Origin of the sequence: Neolewinella antarctica (genome assembly GCF_011927835.1) — a bacterium.
Taxonomy (GTDB): domain Bacteria; phylum Bacteroidota; class Bacteroidia; order Chitinophagales; family Saprospiraceae; genus Neolewinella; species Neolewinella antarctica.
Genome location: NZ_JAATJH010000001.1, coordinates 671,580 through 690,670, shown reverse-complemented (window position 1 = coordinate 690,670; position 19,091 = coordinate 671,580). Strand labels below are relative to the sequence as shown.

At 57.1% G+C, this 19,091-nt stretch carries 12 protein-coding genes; 8 read left to right on the top strand and 4 right to left on the bottom strand.

What is annotated here, in order from left to right; genetic code table 11:
- Nucleotides 1–66: 66 nt before the first annotated feature.
- Nucleotides 67–1,092, bottom strand: a complete 1,026-nt coding sequence (locus GGR27_RS02835; protein WP_168035868.1) for an agmatine deiminase family protein — start codon at nt 1,090–1,092, stop codon at nt 67–69.
- A 42-nt stretch (nt 1,093–1,134) separates the two neighbouring features.
- Between GGR27_RS02835 and GGR27_RS02830 the strand changes: the two genes are divergently transcribed.
- Together GGR27_RS02830 and bioA are read left to right on the top strand one after the other, a co-directional pair.
- Nucleotides 1,135–2,007, top strand: coding sequence for an SUMF1/EgtB/PvdO family nonheme iron enzyme (locus GGR27_RS02830; protein WP_168035867.1), 873 nt, complete (start codon nt 1,135–1,137; stop codon nt 2,005–2,007).
- Between the two features lie 43 nt (nt 2,008–2,050).
- Entirely contained in the window at nt 2,051–3,343 is a 1,293-nt protein-coding gene (gene bioA, locus GGR27_RS02825) for an adenosylmethionine--8-amino-7-oxononanoate transaminase (protein ID WP_168036388.1), read from the top strand.
- Between the two features lie 145 nt (nt 3,344–3,488).
- Here bioA and GGR27_RS02820 read toward each other — a convergent pair whose 3' ends face one another.
- Nucleotides 3,489–6,623 (bottom strand): AsmA family protein, encoded by a 3,135-nt coding sequence (locus GGR27_RS02820; RefSeq protein WP_168035866.1) that lies wholly within the window; start codon nt 6,621–6,623, stop codon nt 3,489–3,491.
- A 224-nt stretch (nt 6,624–6,847) separates the two neighbouring features.
- On the opposite strand from GGR27_RS02820, the gene GGR27_RS02815 reads away from it, so the two are divergent.
- A complete protein-coding gene (locus GGR27_RS02815; RefSeq protein WP_168035865.1) occupies nt 6,848–8,023 on the top strand; it encodes a ribonuclease D in 1,176 nt (391 codons plus the stop codon).
- 211 nt (nt 8,024–8,234) lie between these two features.
- On the opposite strand, the gene GGR27_RS02810 is transcribed toward GGR27_RS02815, so the two are convergent.
- Entirely contained in the window at nt 8,235–8,879 is a 645-nt protein-coding gene (locus tag GGR27_RS02810; RefSeq protein WP_168035864.1) for a porin family protein, read from the bottom strand.
- 370 nt (nt 8,880–9,249) lie between these two features.
- Between GGR27_RS02810 and GGR27_RS20365 the strand changes: the two genes are divergently transcribed.
- The 4 genes from GGR27_RS20365 to GGR27_RS02790 all read left to right on the top strand — a co-directional run bounded on the left by GGR27_RS20365 (nt 9,250) and on the right by GGR27_RS02790 (nt 13,948).
- Nucleotides 9,250–9,921 (top strand): CPBP family intramembrane glutamic endopeptidase, encoded by a 672-nt coding sequence (locus GGR27_RS20365; RefSeq protein WP_168035863.1) that lies wholly within the window; start codon nt 9,250–9,252, stop codon nt 9,919–9,921.
- A 319-nt stretch (nt 9,922–10,240) separates the two neighbouring features.
- The gene (locus tag GGR27_RS02800; RefSeq protein ID WP_168035862.1) at nt 10,241–10,486 is read left to right on the top strand and encodes a hypothetical protein; all 246 of its coding nucleotides are present in this window, start codon (nt 10,241–10,243) and stop codon (nt 10,484–10,486) included.
- A 76-nt stretch (nt 10,487–10,562) separates the two neighbouring features.
- Nucleotides 10,563–12,566, top strand: a complete 2,004-nt coding sequence (gene pulA, locus GGR27_RS02795; RefSeq protein ID WP_209037863.1) for a type I pullulanase — start codon at nt 10,563–10,565, stop codon at nt 12,564–12,566.
- 206 nt (nt 12,567–12,772) lie between these two features.
- A complete protein-coding gene (locus GGR27_RS02790; RefSeq protein ID WP_168035861.1) occupies nt 12,773–13,948 on the top strand; it encodes an AIR synthase related protein in 1,176 nt (391 codons plus the stop codon).
- 2 nt (nt 13,949–13,950) lie between these two features.
- Here the strand turns inward: GGR27_RS02790 and GGR27_RS02785 are convergent, their stop codons facing one another.
- Entirely contained in the window at nt 13,951–14,979 is a 1,029-nt protein-coding gene (locus GGR27_RS02785; protein WP_168035860.1) for a LacI family DNA-binding transcriptional regulator, read from the bottom strand.
- A gap of 456 nt (nt 14,980–15,435) precedes the next feature.
- Between GGR27_RS02785 and GGR27_RS02780 the strand changes: the two genes are divergently transcribed.
- Nucleotides 15,436–19,089, top strand: coding sequence for a carboxypeptidase regulatory-like domain-containing protein (locus GGR27_RS02780; RefSeq protein WP_168035859.1), 3,654 nt, complete (start codon nt 15,436–15,438; stop codon nt 19,087–19,089).
- The last annotated feature ends 2 nt before the right edge of the window (nt 19,090–19,091 follow it).

Below are 19,091 nucleotides of genomic sequence, written 5' to 3'. Positions count from 1 at the left end.
GGCGCGTGGTTGTTCGAAAGAGGCCTTCACGTGGTATTTCCGGTCGCTTCAATCTTCAGTCAATACTCACAGTGTTGGAATTTGCATCGTCAGGCAGTGCAGGGAACCGTGCTGCTCCAAAAAAGCACGACTCGATATGCCAACCGTTTTGTAGCGTCCATCCAGTTTTAGTATTTCTAGTACAAGCGCATCGGTGGTGTGCCCCGGGTGGCCGGCGGCGGTTTCGCCGAAGTAGGTCGGGACAAAAATGGTTCCGTTGCTAATCAGGAAATTGGCGTAGGTGGCTGGTAAGCGGTGACCGTCTTCGCTGCTCCCGATGGCCGGCGGCCAGGGTAGGGGGAGTAGCTCGTAAGCTTTGCCGTCCGGTGTCCGAAAGGCTTGTAATTCAGCCTCCATCTTTTTAAGGTCCGCGAAATGCTCATCCGCCGGATCGTCGCACGCAACGTATGCTATGGTGGTTTCATCCACGAATCGGGCTAGTGTATCAACGTGCGCGTCGGTGTCGTCGCCCGCTAGTGATCCGTGGGTGAGCCAGAGGAATCGTTTGGCTCCCAGTGTTTTGCGAAGTTTGAGTTCGACTTTGTTTTTCGTGAGTCCGCCATCGTTGCGGTTGGTGTTGAGCAGGCAGGTTGTGGTAGTTAGAATGGTGCCATGGCCGTCACTTTCGATGCTGCCGCCTTCGAGTTCTAAATCACTATGCTGGTAGATATGGTCCCAAAACATTTCTTTGTGCAATCGAGCGGGGATTTGATTATCGTTCGTCGCGTCAAATTTGCCGCCCCAGCCGTTGAATTGGAAGTCAATCATCACCGTTTCGCCATCGTCCGTTTCGCAGGTGATCGGGCCGAAATCTCGGACCCAGCAATCGTCCGTCGGTAATTCTACGTGGGGGCCTTCGTAGTCGTCGGCGTAGGCGGAAAAATGGTCTGGGTCGCTGACGATGATGATGGTTCGGGTAACTTTATTCACGAGGTTAGCGGCGCGGATCATAGCGCGGGAAGCGGCGTCGAGCTGGTCGCCCCAGTCGCCGGCGCGGCGGGGGAAAGCGAATAAAACGGCTTGTTGTTTTTCCCATTCGGCGGGTAGTCGCATGGCGGTCGGTTTGTGGCCCGAAGATAGGCTTACCTTTGTGGCATGATCGCTGCTTTACGTCCACAATTGCTGTTTTCTTTTATACTCCTTGGCGTGGTCGCGGGTGCCGTGTGGAGTTGTGAAGGAGCAGAGAAAGGTCCGCCCCGAGCCGCTCCGGAAGGCATGGTTTGGATCGAAGGCGACGACCAGCAAGCTGGCTTTTTCATGGACGCTACGGAAACCACGATAGCCGATTTTGCCAAGTTTATTACCGCGACTGATTATGTCACCGAGGCGGAAGACTTCGGCTGGTCGGGCGTATTCAGTAAAGATTCCCTTACCTGGCTCCCGGTAGACTCGGCCACCTGGCTCTTTCCCCTCGGCCCGGCATCCCGACAGAGCACGGGACTAGCTGGTAGCCAGCCCGCGACGCGAGAGCTAGTCCCGCACTCAGTCGGGACGAGCGCGCCCGCTGCTACCCCCGTCACCCAGGTCAGCCTACGCGACGTGAATGCTTACCTAAGCTGGGCCGGAAAACAACTCCCCACCGAACCCGAATGGACCTTCGCCGCCGCCCAGTCCGGCACCACCACCGACTTCCCCTGGGGCGAAGAAATGACGCCCGACGGAAAGTACCTCGGCAACTGGTGGCAAGGCCCCTTTCCCTACGAAGACAACGTGCTCGATGACTTCCCCGGCGTTGCCCCCGTAAAGTCTTTCCCACCGGCAGCAAACGGCCTCTACGATATGTCCGGCAACGTATGGGAATGGACGGCCACCACCGACGCCCGCACCGGCCAGAACATTATCAAGGGCGGCTCCTTCCTCTGTAGCACCTCCTATTGCACCGGCTTTAATTTGACACAGCAGCAACTTACGCCGGCGGATAGCGGACTAAACCACCTCGGCTTCCGGGGCATAATCAGGGCCAAGTAATTTGCTTTCTTACCAATTTTGTCACCAAGTAACAACCGCCACCATTACCGCCCAGGACCTCGCTTTCGACCGCCACCACCTCTGGCACCCCTACACTTCACTCCGGAATCCGCTACCCACTTACCCGGTGGTCGCCGCAGCCGGTTGTGAACTCGAACTTGCCGACGGCCGTAAACTTATCGACGGTATGTCCTCTTGGTGGTGTGCTATTCACGGCTACAACGTCCCGGAATTAAACGCCGCGGCTAAAGTGCAGCTCGACCACATGTCGCACGTCATGTTCGGCGGTATTACCCACCCACCGGCCGTAGCGTTGGCACGCAGACTGGTAGAAATAACACCGGGCGCGCTCCAACGCGTCTTCCTGGCCGATAGCGGTTCCGTCAGTGTGGAAGTCGCGATGAAGATGGCCATCCAGTACCAATACGCACGGGGCGAACGGGGCCGTAACAAGTTCCTCACTTTCCGCGGTGGCTACCACGGCGACACGACCGGCCCGATGTCCGTCTGCGATCCGGTAAACGGTATGCACGTACTCTTCGCTGGCTTCTTGCCAACCCACCACTTCGTCGACCGCCCACCCGCCGGGCAGCACACCCCGCTCGACAAATCTTATCTGAGGAGCCTGGACGAGCTCTTTACCAAGCACGCGCACGAATCCGCCGCCTTCATCTGCGAGCCGGGCGTCCAGGGGGCGGGCGGTATGCACTTTTACAACCTCAGTTACCTGGACCATGTCCGGCGTCTGTGCGACGAACACGGTTTACTACTAATTTACGATGAGATCGCTACGGGCTTCGGTCGGACAGGCGCACTGTTCGTCTCTGAGATAGCCGCAACGCCCGACATTCTTACCCTGGGCAAAGCTTTAACTGGCGGTTACCTGACCCTGGCGGCAACCTTGTGTACGGATCACGTCGCCGAGACCATCGGTAACAGCGACGTTCCGAACCTCATGCACGGGCCGACCTTCATGGGCAATCCACTGGCGTGCAGCGTGGCGGTGGCCAGTATCAATTTATTATTTTCTCGCGACTGGCGAGCCCAAGTTGAAAACATTGGACAACTGCTGGATCGGTACCTCGCTCCGGCTGCTGCTCTGGCGATGGTAACCGACGTGCGCGTTCTCGGTGCGATTGGAGTCATCGAAACCGAGCAACCGGTCGATCAGGCAGTTATCCAAGCCTTTTTTGTGGACGAAGGCGTCTGGATTCGGCCCTTCGGGAAGCTGATTTATTTGATGCCACCTTTTGTCATTACGGACGGGCAGCTGCGGCAACTGTGCGCGGTAGTGATCGAGGCTTGCAGTGTGCCGAAGAATTTTAGCGCTGCTTGACCGGACAGGGGTGTTCTTTCGGTCAATGCACCGTCCCGGCGCGAGGGGGTAGCGCCTCAACGCATAACCTTATTCGCGCCGGGACGGCGCATCTGCGGACGTACACTACCGACGAAACCGTTGACTCTTGGTCCCATCTCGCACCTCAATTCTTCTTAAACGGATTAAACTTCCCGAGTTCTTTCTTAATCCGGTCAGCGGGGTCACCACCCAGGAGGCTTTTCGCTATTGAATCTAAGCGTAAAGAATCCAGTTGGCCCTTTAGTTGGTCCTGGGCGAGCTGCTGCAACTTGGCCGCCTGGAGATTGGCAACCGTACGGATGCTGTCCTGGATGGCCTGCGAACGGACGTTAGCGATGCCCTTCAAACTATCCAACTGCGCCTGAGCCCGGTCTTTTACCAAGTTGACTTGCTTATCGACTTCGGCTTTTGCTTGATCCTTGACCGCTCCCACAAGCGCATCCTGTGCCGAGGCTGGCTCCCCGCCGTCCGTACCGAGGAGCTTAAAGCTTGTTTTCGGATTGGCAAAATTTCCCGTCAAACCGATCCCGACGTTCAGTATGTCACCGGGTGAAATATTGAGGCCGAGTTTTGCGGCCTGCCCCCCCAGTTTGTCTAGCGCACTCAGGGCTGCTCCGGCCAGTGCGTTGCCTTCGATCATGCTGCGGGGGATGGCTGCTTTGATGTTGTAATCCATGTCCGAATCTAGCCCGTGCCGTCCGGCCAGCGTCATGGGGATGCCGGCGATATTTAGGTCGAAAGGCTCCACGGCTACGGTGCCGTCCTGGATTTTAAACACGGTCATGATGTCACTCAGCGTGGTGCTGTTGGTGAGTTCTTTTACGTTCAGGGCCTGACCGATCTTGCGTAGCGGTTCGATGCCGGTGAGTTGTGCGTTGAACGTCTGGAAAAGCCCCTGCGCGTTCAGACTATTCATTTTCGGAAACAAATCATCGCCCAACTTCCCTTCGAGCACCAAGTCCGTGCTGAAATTTCCCCGGATAAATTTACCGATCGGGGCGAGCGCCGCAAAGCTGTTTAGCTTGTTGAACGCCTGCGTGAAGTCGATCGACTTCATGTCGTAATGGAATCGGAACCCAGGGTCGCCCGGCTCCGAAGTATCGTAAGCCCCCGCGAAGTCCATCGCACCACCTAAAAGATTGGCCCGCCCGTCCTCGATAACCGCCTGGCCGCCACGGACCAGTAATTTGCCGGCTGCGTTGGTGAGGTCGATGTCATCGTACTTGACTCGGTCGGCGAGGAGGTTAACGTTGAGTTGGATGTTGTCGGGGATCGGGATGGCGGCGCTCTCGGCGGTAGTAGCAGTTGTCGTGGTGGAAGACTCCACCGCTGTCGGCTCTTCGGTCATGAAGTCCGCCAAGTCGATGAAGGGTGAGCGGACGGTGATGTCGCCGCCGAGTATACCGTTGTCGAAGGTGTAATCGAATAAGTTCTTCACGTTGCCACTCGCGCTGAAGGAGCTGCTGCCGAGGGTTGCCTCCGCCACTTCGATGTCGAGACGGTTGGGCTTGATGTTGCCGACGGCCCGCAAGTTTTTGGGTTGGTAGGTTCCGTAGCTCAGTTGCTTGATGTCAGCGTCGATGTCGAAATCGAACCGGTCGAAAATTGCCGTTTCCGCGGTTGGTGGCACCACACCTGCAGCGTCCATTTCCGCCGGACTGACGGTACTGCCAGTCTCTTCCGCCATCCATTCGTCGGCGTCGAAAAAATTGGATAGGATGTTGATTTTGCCGCGCATCGTCTGCTCGGGGCTGAAGTAAGCCAACGGGGTAGTGATGGAGCCTGATCCACTGAGATCGCTGCGGCCGAGTTTGGCGTCGAACCCCCTGATGTTGATGGCTTGCGGCGTGAAGTCAGCCGTCGCGTTGGTGATACGGACGGGTGGTAAGTCGTCCGCTACGTAAATCAGGTCTGCGATTGACATATTACCCGTCATGCTCACGTCGGCGTAGTTGCCCGCGTCGAGTACGCTCTGGCGAACGTTCTGCATGGCCACGTCGGCGATGATGCGACCACCTAGTTCGGTCACGCCGTCTAGTGGGATTGCCTTCGCCCATTTGTCCAGGTCGATGGTGCCCTTTAGCGTGGCGTCGATGTCTGGGTCACTCAGCGGCGTGGCCAGGCGGAAGCTTCCCGAAAAAGGATCGCCACCCAGGTTAAAGTTGAAACGAGGGACGTTAACCTTCAGCTGGTTCAGATCGCTGCTCGGGCTGTTTATCGCAACGGCTGCGTCAATGCCGGTGATGCCGACGGGGCGGCCGGGGTACTGAACGCTACCGGAGGCAATGTCGGTTTTGACGGTGAAAGCGGGATAAGTCTCGGTAACGGAGTTGAAAGCACCCTTGACGGTACCGTTCAGCGTAAAGGTGCCGGTGGTTTTTACGTCCTCGAAGCCTTCCACGTAGGTCGCTGGGATCATGCTCCACAGTTGCCGAAAGTCGTTGGCCGGGGCATTGTAGGTTAGGTCAAAAAGGATGTCGTCGTTCGCCGCTAGTTCGATCGTCCCGTCGAAATTCAGGTCGAGGGCGTTTAGCTTGATTACGTTTTCTTTAAATGTGTACCGCTGGTTATCGAGGTCGACACCGACAATGGCGTCGGCCGTGGCTTTGACCTTATTGAGATAGGTAACGCCACCCTGAGAGAGGGTGAGGGCTTCGATTTCGGAGTAGGTGTCGAGGTCGAACAAAGTGGAGGTGAAGTCGCCGTCGCCGGTGGTATGTAAGCCTTTTATTTTGATATAGGTGTCCGTAGTCCGATCGTCGTAGACGAAGCTGCCGTTTTTGATTTCGTAGTGCTCTAGGTTGATTTGCGCGGTCGCAGGTGCCGGGTCGGAGGGTTGGGCAGCCTCGGTTTCCGGGACGATAAGGTAGTTCGCCAGCTCCGGGCTAATGACAACTAGATTGATGTCTGGCTCAGTCATGGTGACGGCTTCGATGTTATAATTCCCGTCGCTACCGACAACGGACCAGAAACCCAGGTCAACCACAACTTCTTTAGCCCTCATCAGGGGAAGCCCGGCGAAGGTATCGATGCCGATCACCCGCACGTCGTGCACCTGCACGGACACTTCTGGAAAAGACCGTAAAAAGCTCACGTCGATGTCCCGAAAATCCACTTCCGCGTCCACCATCTTGTTGACGCTGGTGCGGACGTTGTCGACGATCTGGTCCTTAAAGAGGATCGGTGCGGCAATCAGTGCGCCGATGACCAGGACGATCAGCACGACCAACACAATCACAATTCGTTTGATAACTTTCATTAGTTCTGCTTTAAATTATTGGGCGGTGGAACCAGCATAACGCATTCTAACCGAAAAACCTTGCACTCGCGACCGCGCCACAAAGTTAGCCTTGTTATTTATGTGAAGGGGCCTGCCTTTAATGCGAATCTCCGGTAGATTACACCCGACCTACTAAGCGGTAACGGAACTTTAAGACCACTTACTACGCCGTGCGTACCTTCGGCCGCGAAAATATTGACACCATGCCCGAAGCTCAGGTACCCTACACCTACGTACAGACACCCCAGGAACTAGACAAGTTTGCCGCCGATAATCGGGGCATCAACTGGATGGGGTTTGACACCGAATTTATCGGCGAAAAGCGCTACTACACGCTGCTTTGCCTCATCCAAGTTAGCACCGACCACGGTTACTACCTGATCGACCCCATCGCGGTGGAAAACATCGACCCCTTCCTGGCCATGCTGGAGGACGAAAGTATCGTAAAAATCACCCACGCCGGCGACAACGACTACCGGTTGCTGTACATCAATTACGGCACCGTCCCCAAAAATTTGTTCGACACCCAGCTTTCCGCCGGCTTCATCGGCCACCGCTTCCCGATGAGCTTCGCCAAGCTCGTCGAAGCCGAGGTCGGTGAACAGCTCGGCAAGGGCTACGCCGTCACCGACTGGGCCCAGCGCCCGATGACGCCCAAACAGATCAAGTACGCGCTCAACGACGTAATTTATCTGCGGTTGCTGTACGACACGATCACGGAAAAACTACGGCAGAACGGCCGCGAACCCTGGGCGCTCGAAGAGTGTAACCTGATGGGTGACCCGGCCTATTACTACCGCGACCCCAATCACGAGTTTCTCAACAGCAACGTCGCCCGCTCGGCGCGCACGAAGGAACGCGTCTTCCTACTCCGCGTCTACGAATGGCGGCGCGCCACGGCGGAAAAGAAGAACTACAGTAAGGATATGATCCTCCAGAGTAAGATTATCTCCCAACTCGCGCGTGGCGTGAAGGGTGGCAAGGAATCCATGGCGAGTAACCGCCGCCTCCCGGGCCGGACGGTCGACCGCTACGGCGACATGTTCGTCGACATGTACACGAAACCGGCCACCGAGGAGGAGCTGGAGGTGGCCAACTCCGTCAACCGCTTAGCGCAGGAAGACGAAGAGGACGACATGATCATCGAGCTGCTCTACCTCATCATGAAGTACCGCGCGAACGAGAACGAGATTAGCCACTCGCTGGTCATGCCCCGCAATACGATCCGTAAGATGAAGCAGGATAAGGCCGTGCGCCAGTCCATCCTCGGCTCCGGCTGGCGGCGGGAGTTGCTGGGTGACGACTTCGTTAACTGGATCAAGAACTTCGAATCCCTGTCGGTGCGCCTCGAGGGTAGCAAGATTGTGTTGGAGAGTTAGTCTGCTGCGCGGCTTTAGACGCGCTGTGCGCTTTTGGTAAAAAAGACAGACGGCTTCGCCTTTTAGCTTCATCCAAGTTGAGAGGAGATGAAACTAAGAGCACGTTGGGACTTTGGGTTCCTGGCCAAAATAAGGCCGGAAGCTAAAGTCCCAACATGCTCTAAAAGGCGAAGCCGTCTAAACAAGCTCAGCTCGACTAATAGCGAAGTGTCTAAAACAACGGAATCATGATACCACCGTTGATGCCGACGGAGCGTTGGCGGATGTCTTCCGTGTCGAAGTCGGACTGATTCGAGAACGAACCATTGTACCGCAGCTCGGCGAAAAACTTGAGGCCGGCCGTGAAGGTGACGCCACCCACGGCGGCGAACTGAAGTTCGCTACGGTTGAGGCGATCGGAGTCAAAATCTACGTCGCGCTCGACTTCCGCTCCGCCGAAGGAGGTTGTTACCTGGCCGCTGACGGCGTAGGAAAATTGCGGGCCGGCGGCGGCGTAGAAGCCGAGGCCATCGTCGCCACCAAAATTTAGACGGGCGAGTACGCCGAGGTCGACGTAGCTCAGCGTGCGGTCAATTTCCGTGACCTGACCGCCAATGCTGACGAGGTCAGCGTCGTAGCTGTAGCCCCTGTTCAAATAAGTCAGCTCGGGCTGAACGGACAGAAAGCTCGTACCAACGGGTAAATTTGCGAAGATGCCGAGCATTAGATTGGTTTGCCCGTCGGTATCGATTTCCCGGTTATCGAGGTCAATTTTGGCGTTGGTCGCGTTGAGGCCGACGCGCAGCCCGAAGGATTGTGCCGCCAGGGAAGCGGTGCCACAGAGGAGGAAAGCGAGGAGAATGGATAGGTTACGCATGTTGAAGTTGAATTAAGCTACTTAAAAAATTCGGTTTCAGCCGTGCCCGGAGTTGGGCGCGGGCGCCGGTGCATTGTTAGTGGGTAAAGCGCACGGTTACGCGCGATAGAACGTAGAACGGAGGAGGAAATTTGGGTGTTCAGCATTAAGGGGTGGTATTTAGTTAAGGGTATGAGAAAAAGTTCGTATCCCGGCTAGTACCGTATTTCGTGACGGTGCGCGGGAGGGTTCGGGAATACGGACCGGCGTAGAACGAGATGTCACGGGGTAGGGCAGAACTAATGCCCGGTAAACTGCCTTATTCGTATTCAACCAGCCTCACGCCCTACCCATCGATTATCTACTTCACTTATTATTTGTTCTGCTCGGCGTGGTCTTCCCCGTCGTGCTGTTCACGACCAGCTACCGGCGGCGGAAGGCGGGTAAGCAGATGGTCTGGACGCAACGGATGAAAACGCACCTGTATTACGGTAACGGTGGGCTCCTGTTCGGGCTTGCCGCCCTCGTGCTGGCGGCGTGGTACTTCACCGGCCGGCCATTTACGGAGCTCGGCCTTGGCTGGGGAGACCAGCCGTACGACCTGACGGCGGTGTTGGTATTGTTCGGTTTCGTCACGCTTTACCTATTTGACATCTTTCGGGAAGCGGGCAACGTGGACCGCCGGGAGGACACGCGCCGGGCGTTCGCTAAGCTCGGGTTCATGCCGGCCAGCGCCACGCAGTTTCTGAATTTCATTTTCCTGGCCGTGGCGGCGGGGGTTAGTGAGGAGATTGTTTTTCGTGGTTTTATGATCACTTATTTACAAGAAGTACTCGGGTCGGAGCCCTGGGCGGTAGGGGCATCGTTGTTCATTCCCGCGTTGGCATTCGGGGTGGGGCATTTCTACCAGGGCTGGCGGGCGGTCGTCAAGATTGTGGCGATGGCGCTGTTGTTTGGGTTTTTCTTTTTACGCACGGGGACGCTCTGGCCGCTCATGCTGCTGCATACCGCCATCGATGTATTCGGGGGCCTGATGAGCTGGTGGCTCCTGGGGCGGCGGTGACCATAGGCCGAGGGCCTCCGGCCCGAACGAAACAGCGGTAGCACCCATCACACGGCGATACCCATAGGCCGAGGGCCTCCGGCCCGAATGAAACAGCGGTAGACTCCCCATGTGGCGGTGACAACAGGTTGAGAGCCTCCAGCCCGAACGAAGCAGCGGTAGCCCCCCCTCACGGCGGTACCCATAGGCCGAGGGCCTCCGGCCCGAACGAAACAGCGGTAGCACCCCCACAAAGCCTTTCGAGCAAGACACCCTCAACCTTTGGGGTGACACCAGCATCTTCACGATACACCCACAGTCAAAGAAATCTCCGCACCACGTGGCACGCAAACACCTAATTACCGCCCTCGCCCTGGCCATCTTCGCCTCCATCTTTCTCGGGTTCCTAATCACCACGGGATATTTCTACCTGACCGACGGGACAAACATGACCCTGAAATCGTTCTCCCCGGGCGCGCCGGCTCTGTTTCTGGGTTTCTTGGCGCGCAACCAGTTCCGCTCGTACCGCACCGCCCGCAAGCACGAGAAATGGCGGAAGCGGCAGCGAGCGGACCGCACCACGTGAGTAATAAATTTGCGATGCCGTGCTGCCTTATCCATTATGGTATATTTACGCCGCCACTCTTTTCCAGCCAACGCACATGCACTCTCCAAAAAACTGCTTCTATTTTTTCCTCTGCCCGATCGTTCTTTTTATGACTTCCTGCGAACCCGACCGCCCCGTCTACAACTCCCTGGACGAATACCCCATTTACGCTTTTGCCGACCTGGGCGTTACTTACTCGCCGAGTGCCACCACGTTCAAATTCTGGTCTCCGGCCGCCCAGCGCGCACGGGTAAAACTCTACGTCACTGACCAGTTGGAAGAAGAGCCCGACCAAACGATCGACATGAAAGAGGTCGACGGTGCCTGGACGGCGACCGTGGACCGTAATCTCGACGGCGTGTACTATACCTATCAGATCCGCGTCAACGGTAACTGGAAAGCGGAAGCAACCGATCCTTACGCCCGCGCGGTGGGGACGAACGGCCTCCGGGGCCAGGTCGTCAACCTCCGCGATACCGACCCGGACGGCTGGGCGACGGATAGCAAACCAATCTTCGGTGCGAAACAGAACGCCATTCTGTACGAACTACACGTGCGCGACCTGAGCATCGACCCCAACTCCGGGATCGAACACAAGGGAAAGTTTCTGGGGCTGACGGAACGCGGCACCACCACGCCGTCAGGTTTAGCCACCGGTCTCGATCACTTGGTCGAAATGGGCATCACCCACGTCCACCTGCTACCCAGCTACGACTTCTTTACCGTCGATGAATCGCGCCCGGACGACGCCCAGTACAACTGGGGTTACGACCCCCAGAATTACAACGTCCCCGAAGGCAGCTACTCGACCGACCCGGCGGACGGGAAGGTGCGTATTCGGGAGTTCAAGCAAATGGTGATGGCGCTCCACGAAGCCGGCATCCGGGTAATTATGGACGTCGTCTACAACCACACCGGCCGTTCCGAAGACAGCCATTTTCAGGAGTTGATCCCCGACTATTTTTACCGTTTTCGCAAAGATGGCACCATGAGCGACGCTTCCGGGTGTGGCAACGAGATCGCGAGCGAGCGACCGATGGTCCGTAAATACATCCGGGAATCCGTCGCCTACTGGATGCGCGAATACCACGTGGATGGCTTCCGTTTCGACCTGATGGGCATCCACGACATCGCCACGATGAACGAAATCTCTAAGCAACTCCACGAAATCGAACCCACCGTGTTGCTCTACGGGGAAGGGTGGATGGCCGCCAAGAGCCCCTTACCCGACAGTCTACTTGCCCTGAAAGCAAACACCGCCCGGTTAGACAGAATTGCCGCTTTTTCCGACGATTACCGCGACGGCATCAAGGGAAGCGTATTTGAGCACGAGGAAAAAGGTTTCGTGTCCGGCGCCCGCAACCTCGAGCAAACCATCCGCTTCGGGGTAGTCGGTGCTACCCGGCACGACCAGATCGCCTACGACAGCGTCAACTACAGTTCCGCCCCGTGGGCGCCCGAACCCACCCAAGCCATCTCCTACGCAAGCTGCCACGATAACCACACGCTGTGGGACCGGCTAGCCATCAGCAACCCGCAGGATGGTTCCGCGCGCCGGGAAAAGATGCAGCGCCTGGCGCTCGCCATGGTGCTCACCAGCCAGGGAATTCCCTTCCTCCACGCGGGGTCGGAAATGTGCCGCACCAAAGGTGGTGAAGAGAATAGCTACAAATCCGGCGATGACGTGAACGCCATCAAGTGGAAGGACAAGGCACGGCACGAAAAAACGCTCACCTACGTCAAGGACCTGATCGCGCTCCGCAAGACCCACCCAGCGTTTCGCCTCGGCACGACCGCAGCCATCCAGCAGCACCTGAACTTCATTGAAACGGAGGACGATCAGCTCGTCGCCTACCGGATCGCCGGCGTGCCGGAGGATAGCTGGAACGACATCATCGTGCTCTACAACGGAGCCGGCAACAGCAAACGACTCGATCTACCCGAAGGAAAATGGGCCGTGATGAGCCAGGATGGGCTGGTTGATACCGAAGGCATCGGCCGACCGGTTATGCGCCGGGTCACCGTCGCGGGCGCCAGCATGACCGTGTTGGTTCAGTAATGTATCCATTATCTTCGCGGCTGGGTCCGGAAGATTCAACGCCTGCCCCTGATGACCGTAGCTACCGTTCATTCAAAGTAGGCCGGTACTTCCTACGAACCCTGCACCCGCGACCGCGCAAAAAAAGAGTCTTAAGTCTATAGTCTTTAGTTTCTATAAACTGACCAAAGACTACAGACCAAAGACCCCAGACCAAAGACCCCCCCATGACTTCAAAATACGAGCAACGCGGCGTCAGCGCAACCAAATCCGAAGTCCACGAGGCCATCAAGGGGCTCGACAAGGGGCTTTTCCCCCGGGCGTTCTGCAAAGTATTGCCCGACGTAGCGGCCGGCGATGCCGAATGGTGCAACATTATGCACGCCGATACGGCTGGCACGAAGACGAGCCTGGCCTACCTCTACTGGAAAGAAACTGGCGACCTGAGTGTGTGGGAAGGCATCGTACAGGATAGCCTCGTGATGAACCTCGACGACATGGGCTGCGTGGGGGCGGTGGATAATATTCTGATCTCCTCCACAATTGGCCGAAATCGGAACCGTATTCCCGGCGAAGTGCTCACGACCATTATTCAGGGGGCGCAGAAATTTGCCGACCGGATGGCCGACCAGGGCGTCGGCCTGCACCTCACCGGTGGCGAGACGGCGGACGTCGGTGACATCGTCCGCACGATCGACGTAGGGTTTACCACCTTCGCCCGCCTGCGCCGCGACCGCCTGGTGGTTAACGATATTCAGCCCGGCAACGTCGTGGTCGGCCTGGCGAGTTACGGTCAGTCGTCCTACGAGGACGAATACAATGGGGGCATGGGGTCCAACGGCCTGACGAGCGCCCGGCATGACGTGTTTAAGCACGATTACGCCGCTAAGTATCCGGAAAGCTTCGACCCCGAAGTGCCCGAAGAATTTATCTACGCCGGCTCGCGTGCGCTGACGGACGAAGTCAGCATTGGTGGCGGCCGGTCAGTCTCCGCCGGCAAGCTGGTGTTAAGCCCCACGCGGACGTACTTACCCATCCTCAGGGTGTTACTGGACGAACTTCGCCCGCAGATCGCCGGCTTGATTCACTGCACCGGCGGCGCGCAAACTAAAGTGGTCAAGTTCATCGACAAGGTCCGGGTGGTGAAGGACAACCTGTTCGCGGTTCCGCCATTGTTCGATTTGATCAAGCGGGAAAGTGGCACGGACTGGCGGGAGCTGTACCAGGTATTTAACATGGGGCACCGCCTGGAAGTGTATTTGCCCCGGGAGGAGGCCGCCACCGTGCTGGACATGGCCGCCCGCTTCAACATCGACGCCCAAATAATCGGCTACGTAGAGCAAGCGGACCGGCCCGAAGTACGCCTGCATACCCCCGGCGGCGTGGAAGATTACACGGAGTAAGTTTATTGTTTCAACCGGCTAGATCCCCGTTCGATCACGCTCGGTTCCAGAATAATGCGCTGGTTATCGGAATCGTCTCCTTTCAGGTGCGCGATCATGCGCCGGGTGGACTTGCGGCCCATGGAGAGCGTCTGCTGATCGACGCTGGATAGGGTAGGGGTCATGAGATCCGTGAAGGGTTCGTTGGCGAAACCGATGACGGCCAGGTCACGGGGTATTTTAAGTCCCTGCTCCTGGGCGGCCTGCATGACGCCCGCCGCGGAATAGTCGCTTGCGCTAAAAATGCCGGTTGGCTTTGCGTCGCGCGACCAGAGCGCGGCGAAGGCTTTGCGGCCGTTATCGAAGTGGGAGGTGATGTCAACGATGAATTCTTCCCTAACCGCCATTCCTGCCTCTAGCAATGCATCCTGGTAGCCTTTGAAGCGATCGCGGTAGATGTCGAGATGCTGCGGCCCGCGCAGGTGAGCGATGGCGCTCACGCCCTGGTTGACGAGGTGCTTCGTGGCCAGGTAGGCACCCCGGCGGTCGTCGATTACGACGGCGGCGGCGTCGAAACCCCGTGGCGCGTTATCGAAGAAATGGACTGGGGTGCCGCTGTCGATAATCGACTGGTAAAAATCGGGCTCGTTGCCCCCGTCCTTGGCGACCGAAAGAAGAATGCCATCCACGCGCAATCGTTGTAGGCCTTCGATTAGTTTCCGCTCCCGGTCCGAGTCGTCGTAACTCTGGCAGAACATCACGTGTAAGCCGGCCTTGTCCGCTTCTTCTTCGATGCCCCGAATGACGCTGGCGAAAAAGTGGCGGTCGATGGCCGGGACGATGACGCCCAGTAAATCGCTGCGACCTTTACGGAGCGCGGCGGCCATCCGGTTAGGGCGGTAATTCATCGCTTTGGCTTTGGCCTGAATTAGCGCGCGCGTTTTTTTGCTGACGGCGGGGTTGTCGTTCAGCGCCCGGCTGACGGTGGATGCGTGGAGACCCAGTTCGGATGCAATATCGTGGATGGTAATGCTGGCGCTATCCTTTTTCATTGGCACAATGTAAGGGCCGCGGACTAATAATCGCCCCGTGACGCCGACATCCGGCACAAATACGAAGTATTCCTGTGTCAAAACTACACATAAAGCATTGAACACCATCAACACCGCATTCGATCCGCTGCGACGGTAGCAGTTTGCTTAGCATCCGGTGCGTGGTCGCGGGTGCGGGGGTAGTGGGCAAAGGTGCGGGCTGAGGTGGGCCTCGTGCCCATTGTTTGGGGCTTATTTACTCCCTTCGGTGGCTAGCCACCCCGTTATACTTACTTTTATCCACCGAGTTGAAAATTGATCCGCCGAAGCCAGGAAGTTCAGTTCTGAGCTTGTTCTTTGTCGGCATGTTGTCTTCTGTCCCTAACTAAAGGGACGGTAGCCCTCCGCCGGTCCATATTTGTGGGTACCAGCCAGTCCACCCTGGCCGGGGAAGCCCACCCAGTAACTTTGCCAGGTATGAAAAGAAATCTACTGCTCTTTGTCCTTCTTCTCGTTGCCGCCACTGCTTTTGCCCAGACCGCCCTCAAGGGAGAGATAACGGACAATGATACTGGCGAGCCCCTTCTCTTCGCTACGATTCAGCTACTCAAGAACGGCGCGTTTTACCAAGGTACGCAGACGGACCTCGAAGGCAATTATTACATTTCCAACATCGACCCGGGTACTTACGAGTTGCGGGTAGATTACACGGGGTACCCCGTCACCAAGCTTACCGGCGTGGTGATCCTGCAGGGTAAAACCAATACGGTCAACGTGGCGCCGTCTTCCGCTGGTGGCGTACTGCTCGATCAGATCGTCGTGAGTGAGTACCGAGTGCCACTCGTCGAACAGGATAACACTACCCAGGGCCAGACCATTACCGCCGAGCAAATCCGTAATCTTCCGACGCGGAACATCAACCAGATCGCTTCAACCGTGGCGGGTGCCTCTTCCACGGACGAGGGCAGTGCCATCAACATCCGTGGGTCGCGCTCCAACGCTACTGACTACTACGTAGACGGGGTGCGCGTCGGTAGCGTCAGTATTCCCGATTCAGAGATCGAGCAATTACAGGTGGTGACGGGCGGCATCGAGGCGCGCTACGGTGACGTAACCGGCGGCATCATTTCGATCACGACCAAGGGCTTCAGCGATAAGTTCACCGTGACCGCCGAGGGGGAAACGAGTGAAGGCCTGGATAACTTCGGCAATAGCCTGGGGGGCGTAGCAATCTCCGGCCCGCTCCTACGCGATAAACAGCAGAAAGCCGTTCTCGGCTACCGACTCTCCGGCCGCTACACCTACCGGGCGGATGACGATCCTTCCGCCGTGCCACTCTTCTTGGCCAAAGACGAAGTACGTCAGGGCCTGGAGGCAGATCCACTCACGACCATCAACGGCCGTCCTTTCGTTGCGGCTGACTTCTTGGATAATGATGACGTCAACGCCCTCAAGACCCGGCCCTTCGAGGCGCAAAGTATCCTGAACCTCAACGCAAAAATTACCGCCAGACTGAGCGACGCGATCGACATCCAGTTATCCGGCGCTTACGGAGATAACGAAAATCAATTCACACCGGGCGAGAACGGAAGGGCTAGCTGGCGCCTACTGAATGCCTACCGTAACCCAACCCAGAATCGCGAAAACATCCGGGGAAACCTCATGTTTCGGCACCGCCTCGGCGGGGCGGGCGTTGCCGGTGGCGACGGCACTTCGAGCAATCTGATTCAAAATGCGAACTACGATCTGCAGTTTACTTACGAAAACGTGCAGTCGGACGTGCAGGACGCTATCCACCAGGGTAACTACTTCGATTACGGGTACGTGGGGAATCTAGACCGGGCTTTCATCCCGATTTTCGACCCCGTCTTCAATGAGGACCTGGGGGCAATCGAGTTCAACCACATCGATTACCGGGAGGTGCTGCGGGGTTACACCGCCGAAAACTCCACCAACCCGATCCTGAACAACTTCAACAACTACTTATTTCGGGACGAGCTAATCGGATTTACCGACCAGGAATTTGCCATCCGTAACGAGCCCAATCGTTCTTCGACGGTCGATAACTTTATCGCCATCAATGGCAATACCCAGAATATATACCGGGACAGCTGGGGTTTTCACGCAAACGTCGGTGCGGTTTATAGCCTGTACCAAATTGCGGATAACGACCGTTTCACTTTTCAGGCGAACGCTAACTTCGACGTTATCCCGGGTAATGACCCCAGGAAGAGCCGCCACGGCATCCAGCTCGGGGTGATGTATGAGCAACGGACCGACCGCGCTTATACCCTGAACCCCACCAGTCTCTGGACCATTGCTCGCCAACTTTCTAATTCCCCGCTGGAGACCGTCACCCCCGATAATCGCGTTGTCGATAGTTTGTCGGTCGGTGGGCAAAATAGCGCCGTTTATGCCCCCACCGTAAGTAATCAGGACGGCAGGTTTTTCACTCAAATACGGGAGCGGCTCGGGGTGCCGCAGGATGCGTTCGTAAATACCGACGGGTTGAACCCCGCTGATCTGTCCCTCAACCTATTTAGTGCCGACGAGCTGGCCGGCGCTAACTTACTGGACTACTACGGATACGACTATCTCGGCAACGAGTTTAACGGCTCCTTTGACGACTTCTTCGACCGCGACCCGGTTACCGGCGAGCGTTCCTTCCTGGTCGCACCCAACCGTCCTATTTACGCGGCGGCTTACCTCCAGGATAAGTTTACGATCAACGACATGATCTTCCGGCTGGGCGTGCGCGTCGACCGGTACGACGCCAACACCCGCGTGCTGAAGGACCCCTACAGCCTTTACGAGATCCAGGGCGCCGGCAGTTTTCACGCAACCGCCGGCACGACGCGCCCGGGCACGATTGGTGAAGATTACGCGGTGTACCTGACCGAGAGCGGCGGCGACGAAATACAGGCCTACCGGAACGGCGACGACTGGTTTTTTGCCGACGGAAATCCGGCCAACGGATTTCAGGAGATCGATGGGATTCGAGACCTGCTGGTCTTCCCCTCCTACGCTAACCCCGAGGTGGATAGATCGAACGGTAACCTCATCAAGCAGGATGAGTTCACGGTAGAGACTTCGTTCAAAGACTACGAAGTGCAGTTCAACGTGATGCCACGCTTGTCCTTCTCTTTTCCTATCTCGGAGGATGCCAACTTCTTTGCGCACTACGACGTGCTCGTGCAACGCCCACCGAGCAACACAATTACCACCGCGCTCGACTATTTTTACTTTACGGACCGCGCGAACAACGCGACGTTCAACAACTCCGCCCTGCGCCCCGAGCGGACGATCGACTACGAGGTTGGCTTCAAAACAATCCTGACGTCAAATTCAGCCCTGTCCATTTCCGCTTACTATAAGGAACTGCGGGACATGATTCAGTTGCGGACTTTCGTGCCCGTTCCGATCGTGGGCCAGTACACCACCTACGATAATCAGGATTTTGCTACCGTCAAGGGTTTTAGCCTGTCGTACGATCTGCGGCGCATTTACAACTTTACCGTGAACGCTAACTATACGCTCCAATTTGCCGACGGGACGGGTTCGAATTCCACCAGCCAGCGGGGCCTGGGCAACCGGGGCAACCTGCGCAATCTTTTCCCCCTCAGCTTCGACGAGCGCCACCGGGTGAACCTAGTCCTTGACTACCGCCTCGGGCAGCAGCCGACCGTTCCCAAGCTACTGCACAATTTCGGCGCGAATTTGCAAGCGACCGCGGTGAGCGGTCGCCCGTACACGGGAACGTTCGTCCCCGGGGAGCTAGGCGGGTCGGGTACCCGGGGGGCGCTCAACGGTTCTCGTAAGCCAGCAAATATTACGCTCAACGGTCAGGTGAGTAAGGACATTACTTTCGGCAACGGTTCCCGAATGAACGTCTATTTTCGGATCAGCAACCTCACCGACCGCCGCAACGTGCTGAACGTGTATTCCGTTACGGGCTCTGCCGACGACCCTGGTTTCTTGCAGTCGACCTTCGGCCGTGATCAACTGCGCAACATTAGTGAAGGGTCCCGTTCCGTCGGTGCTTACCAAGCCTCCTATCAGTGGAAGATCCTTAACCCCGACTTTTTCACGTTACCCCGCCGCATGTTCGTCGGTGCGATCTTTAGCCTTTAACC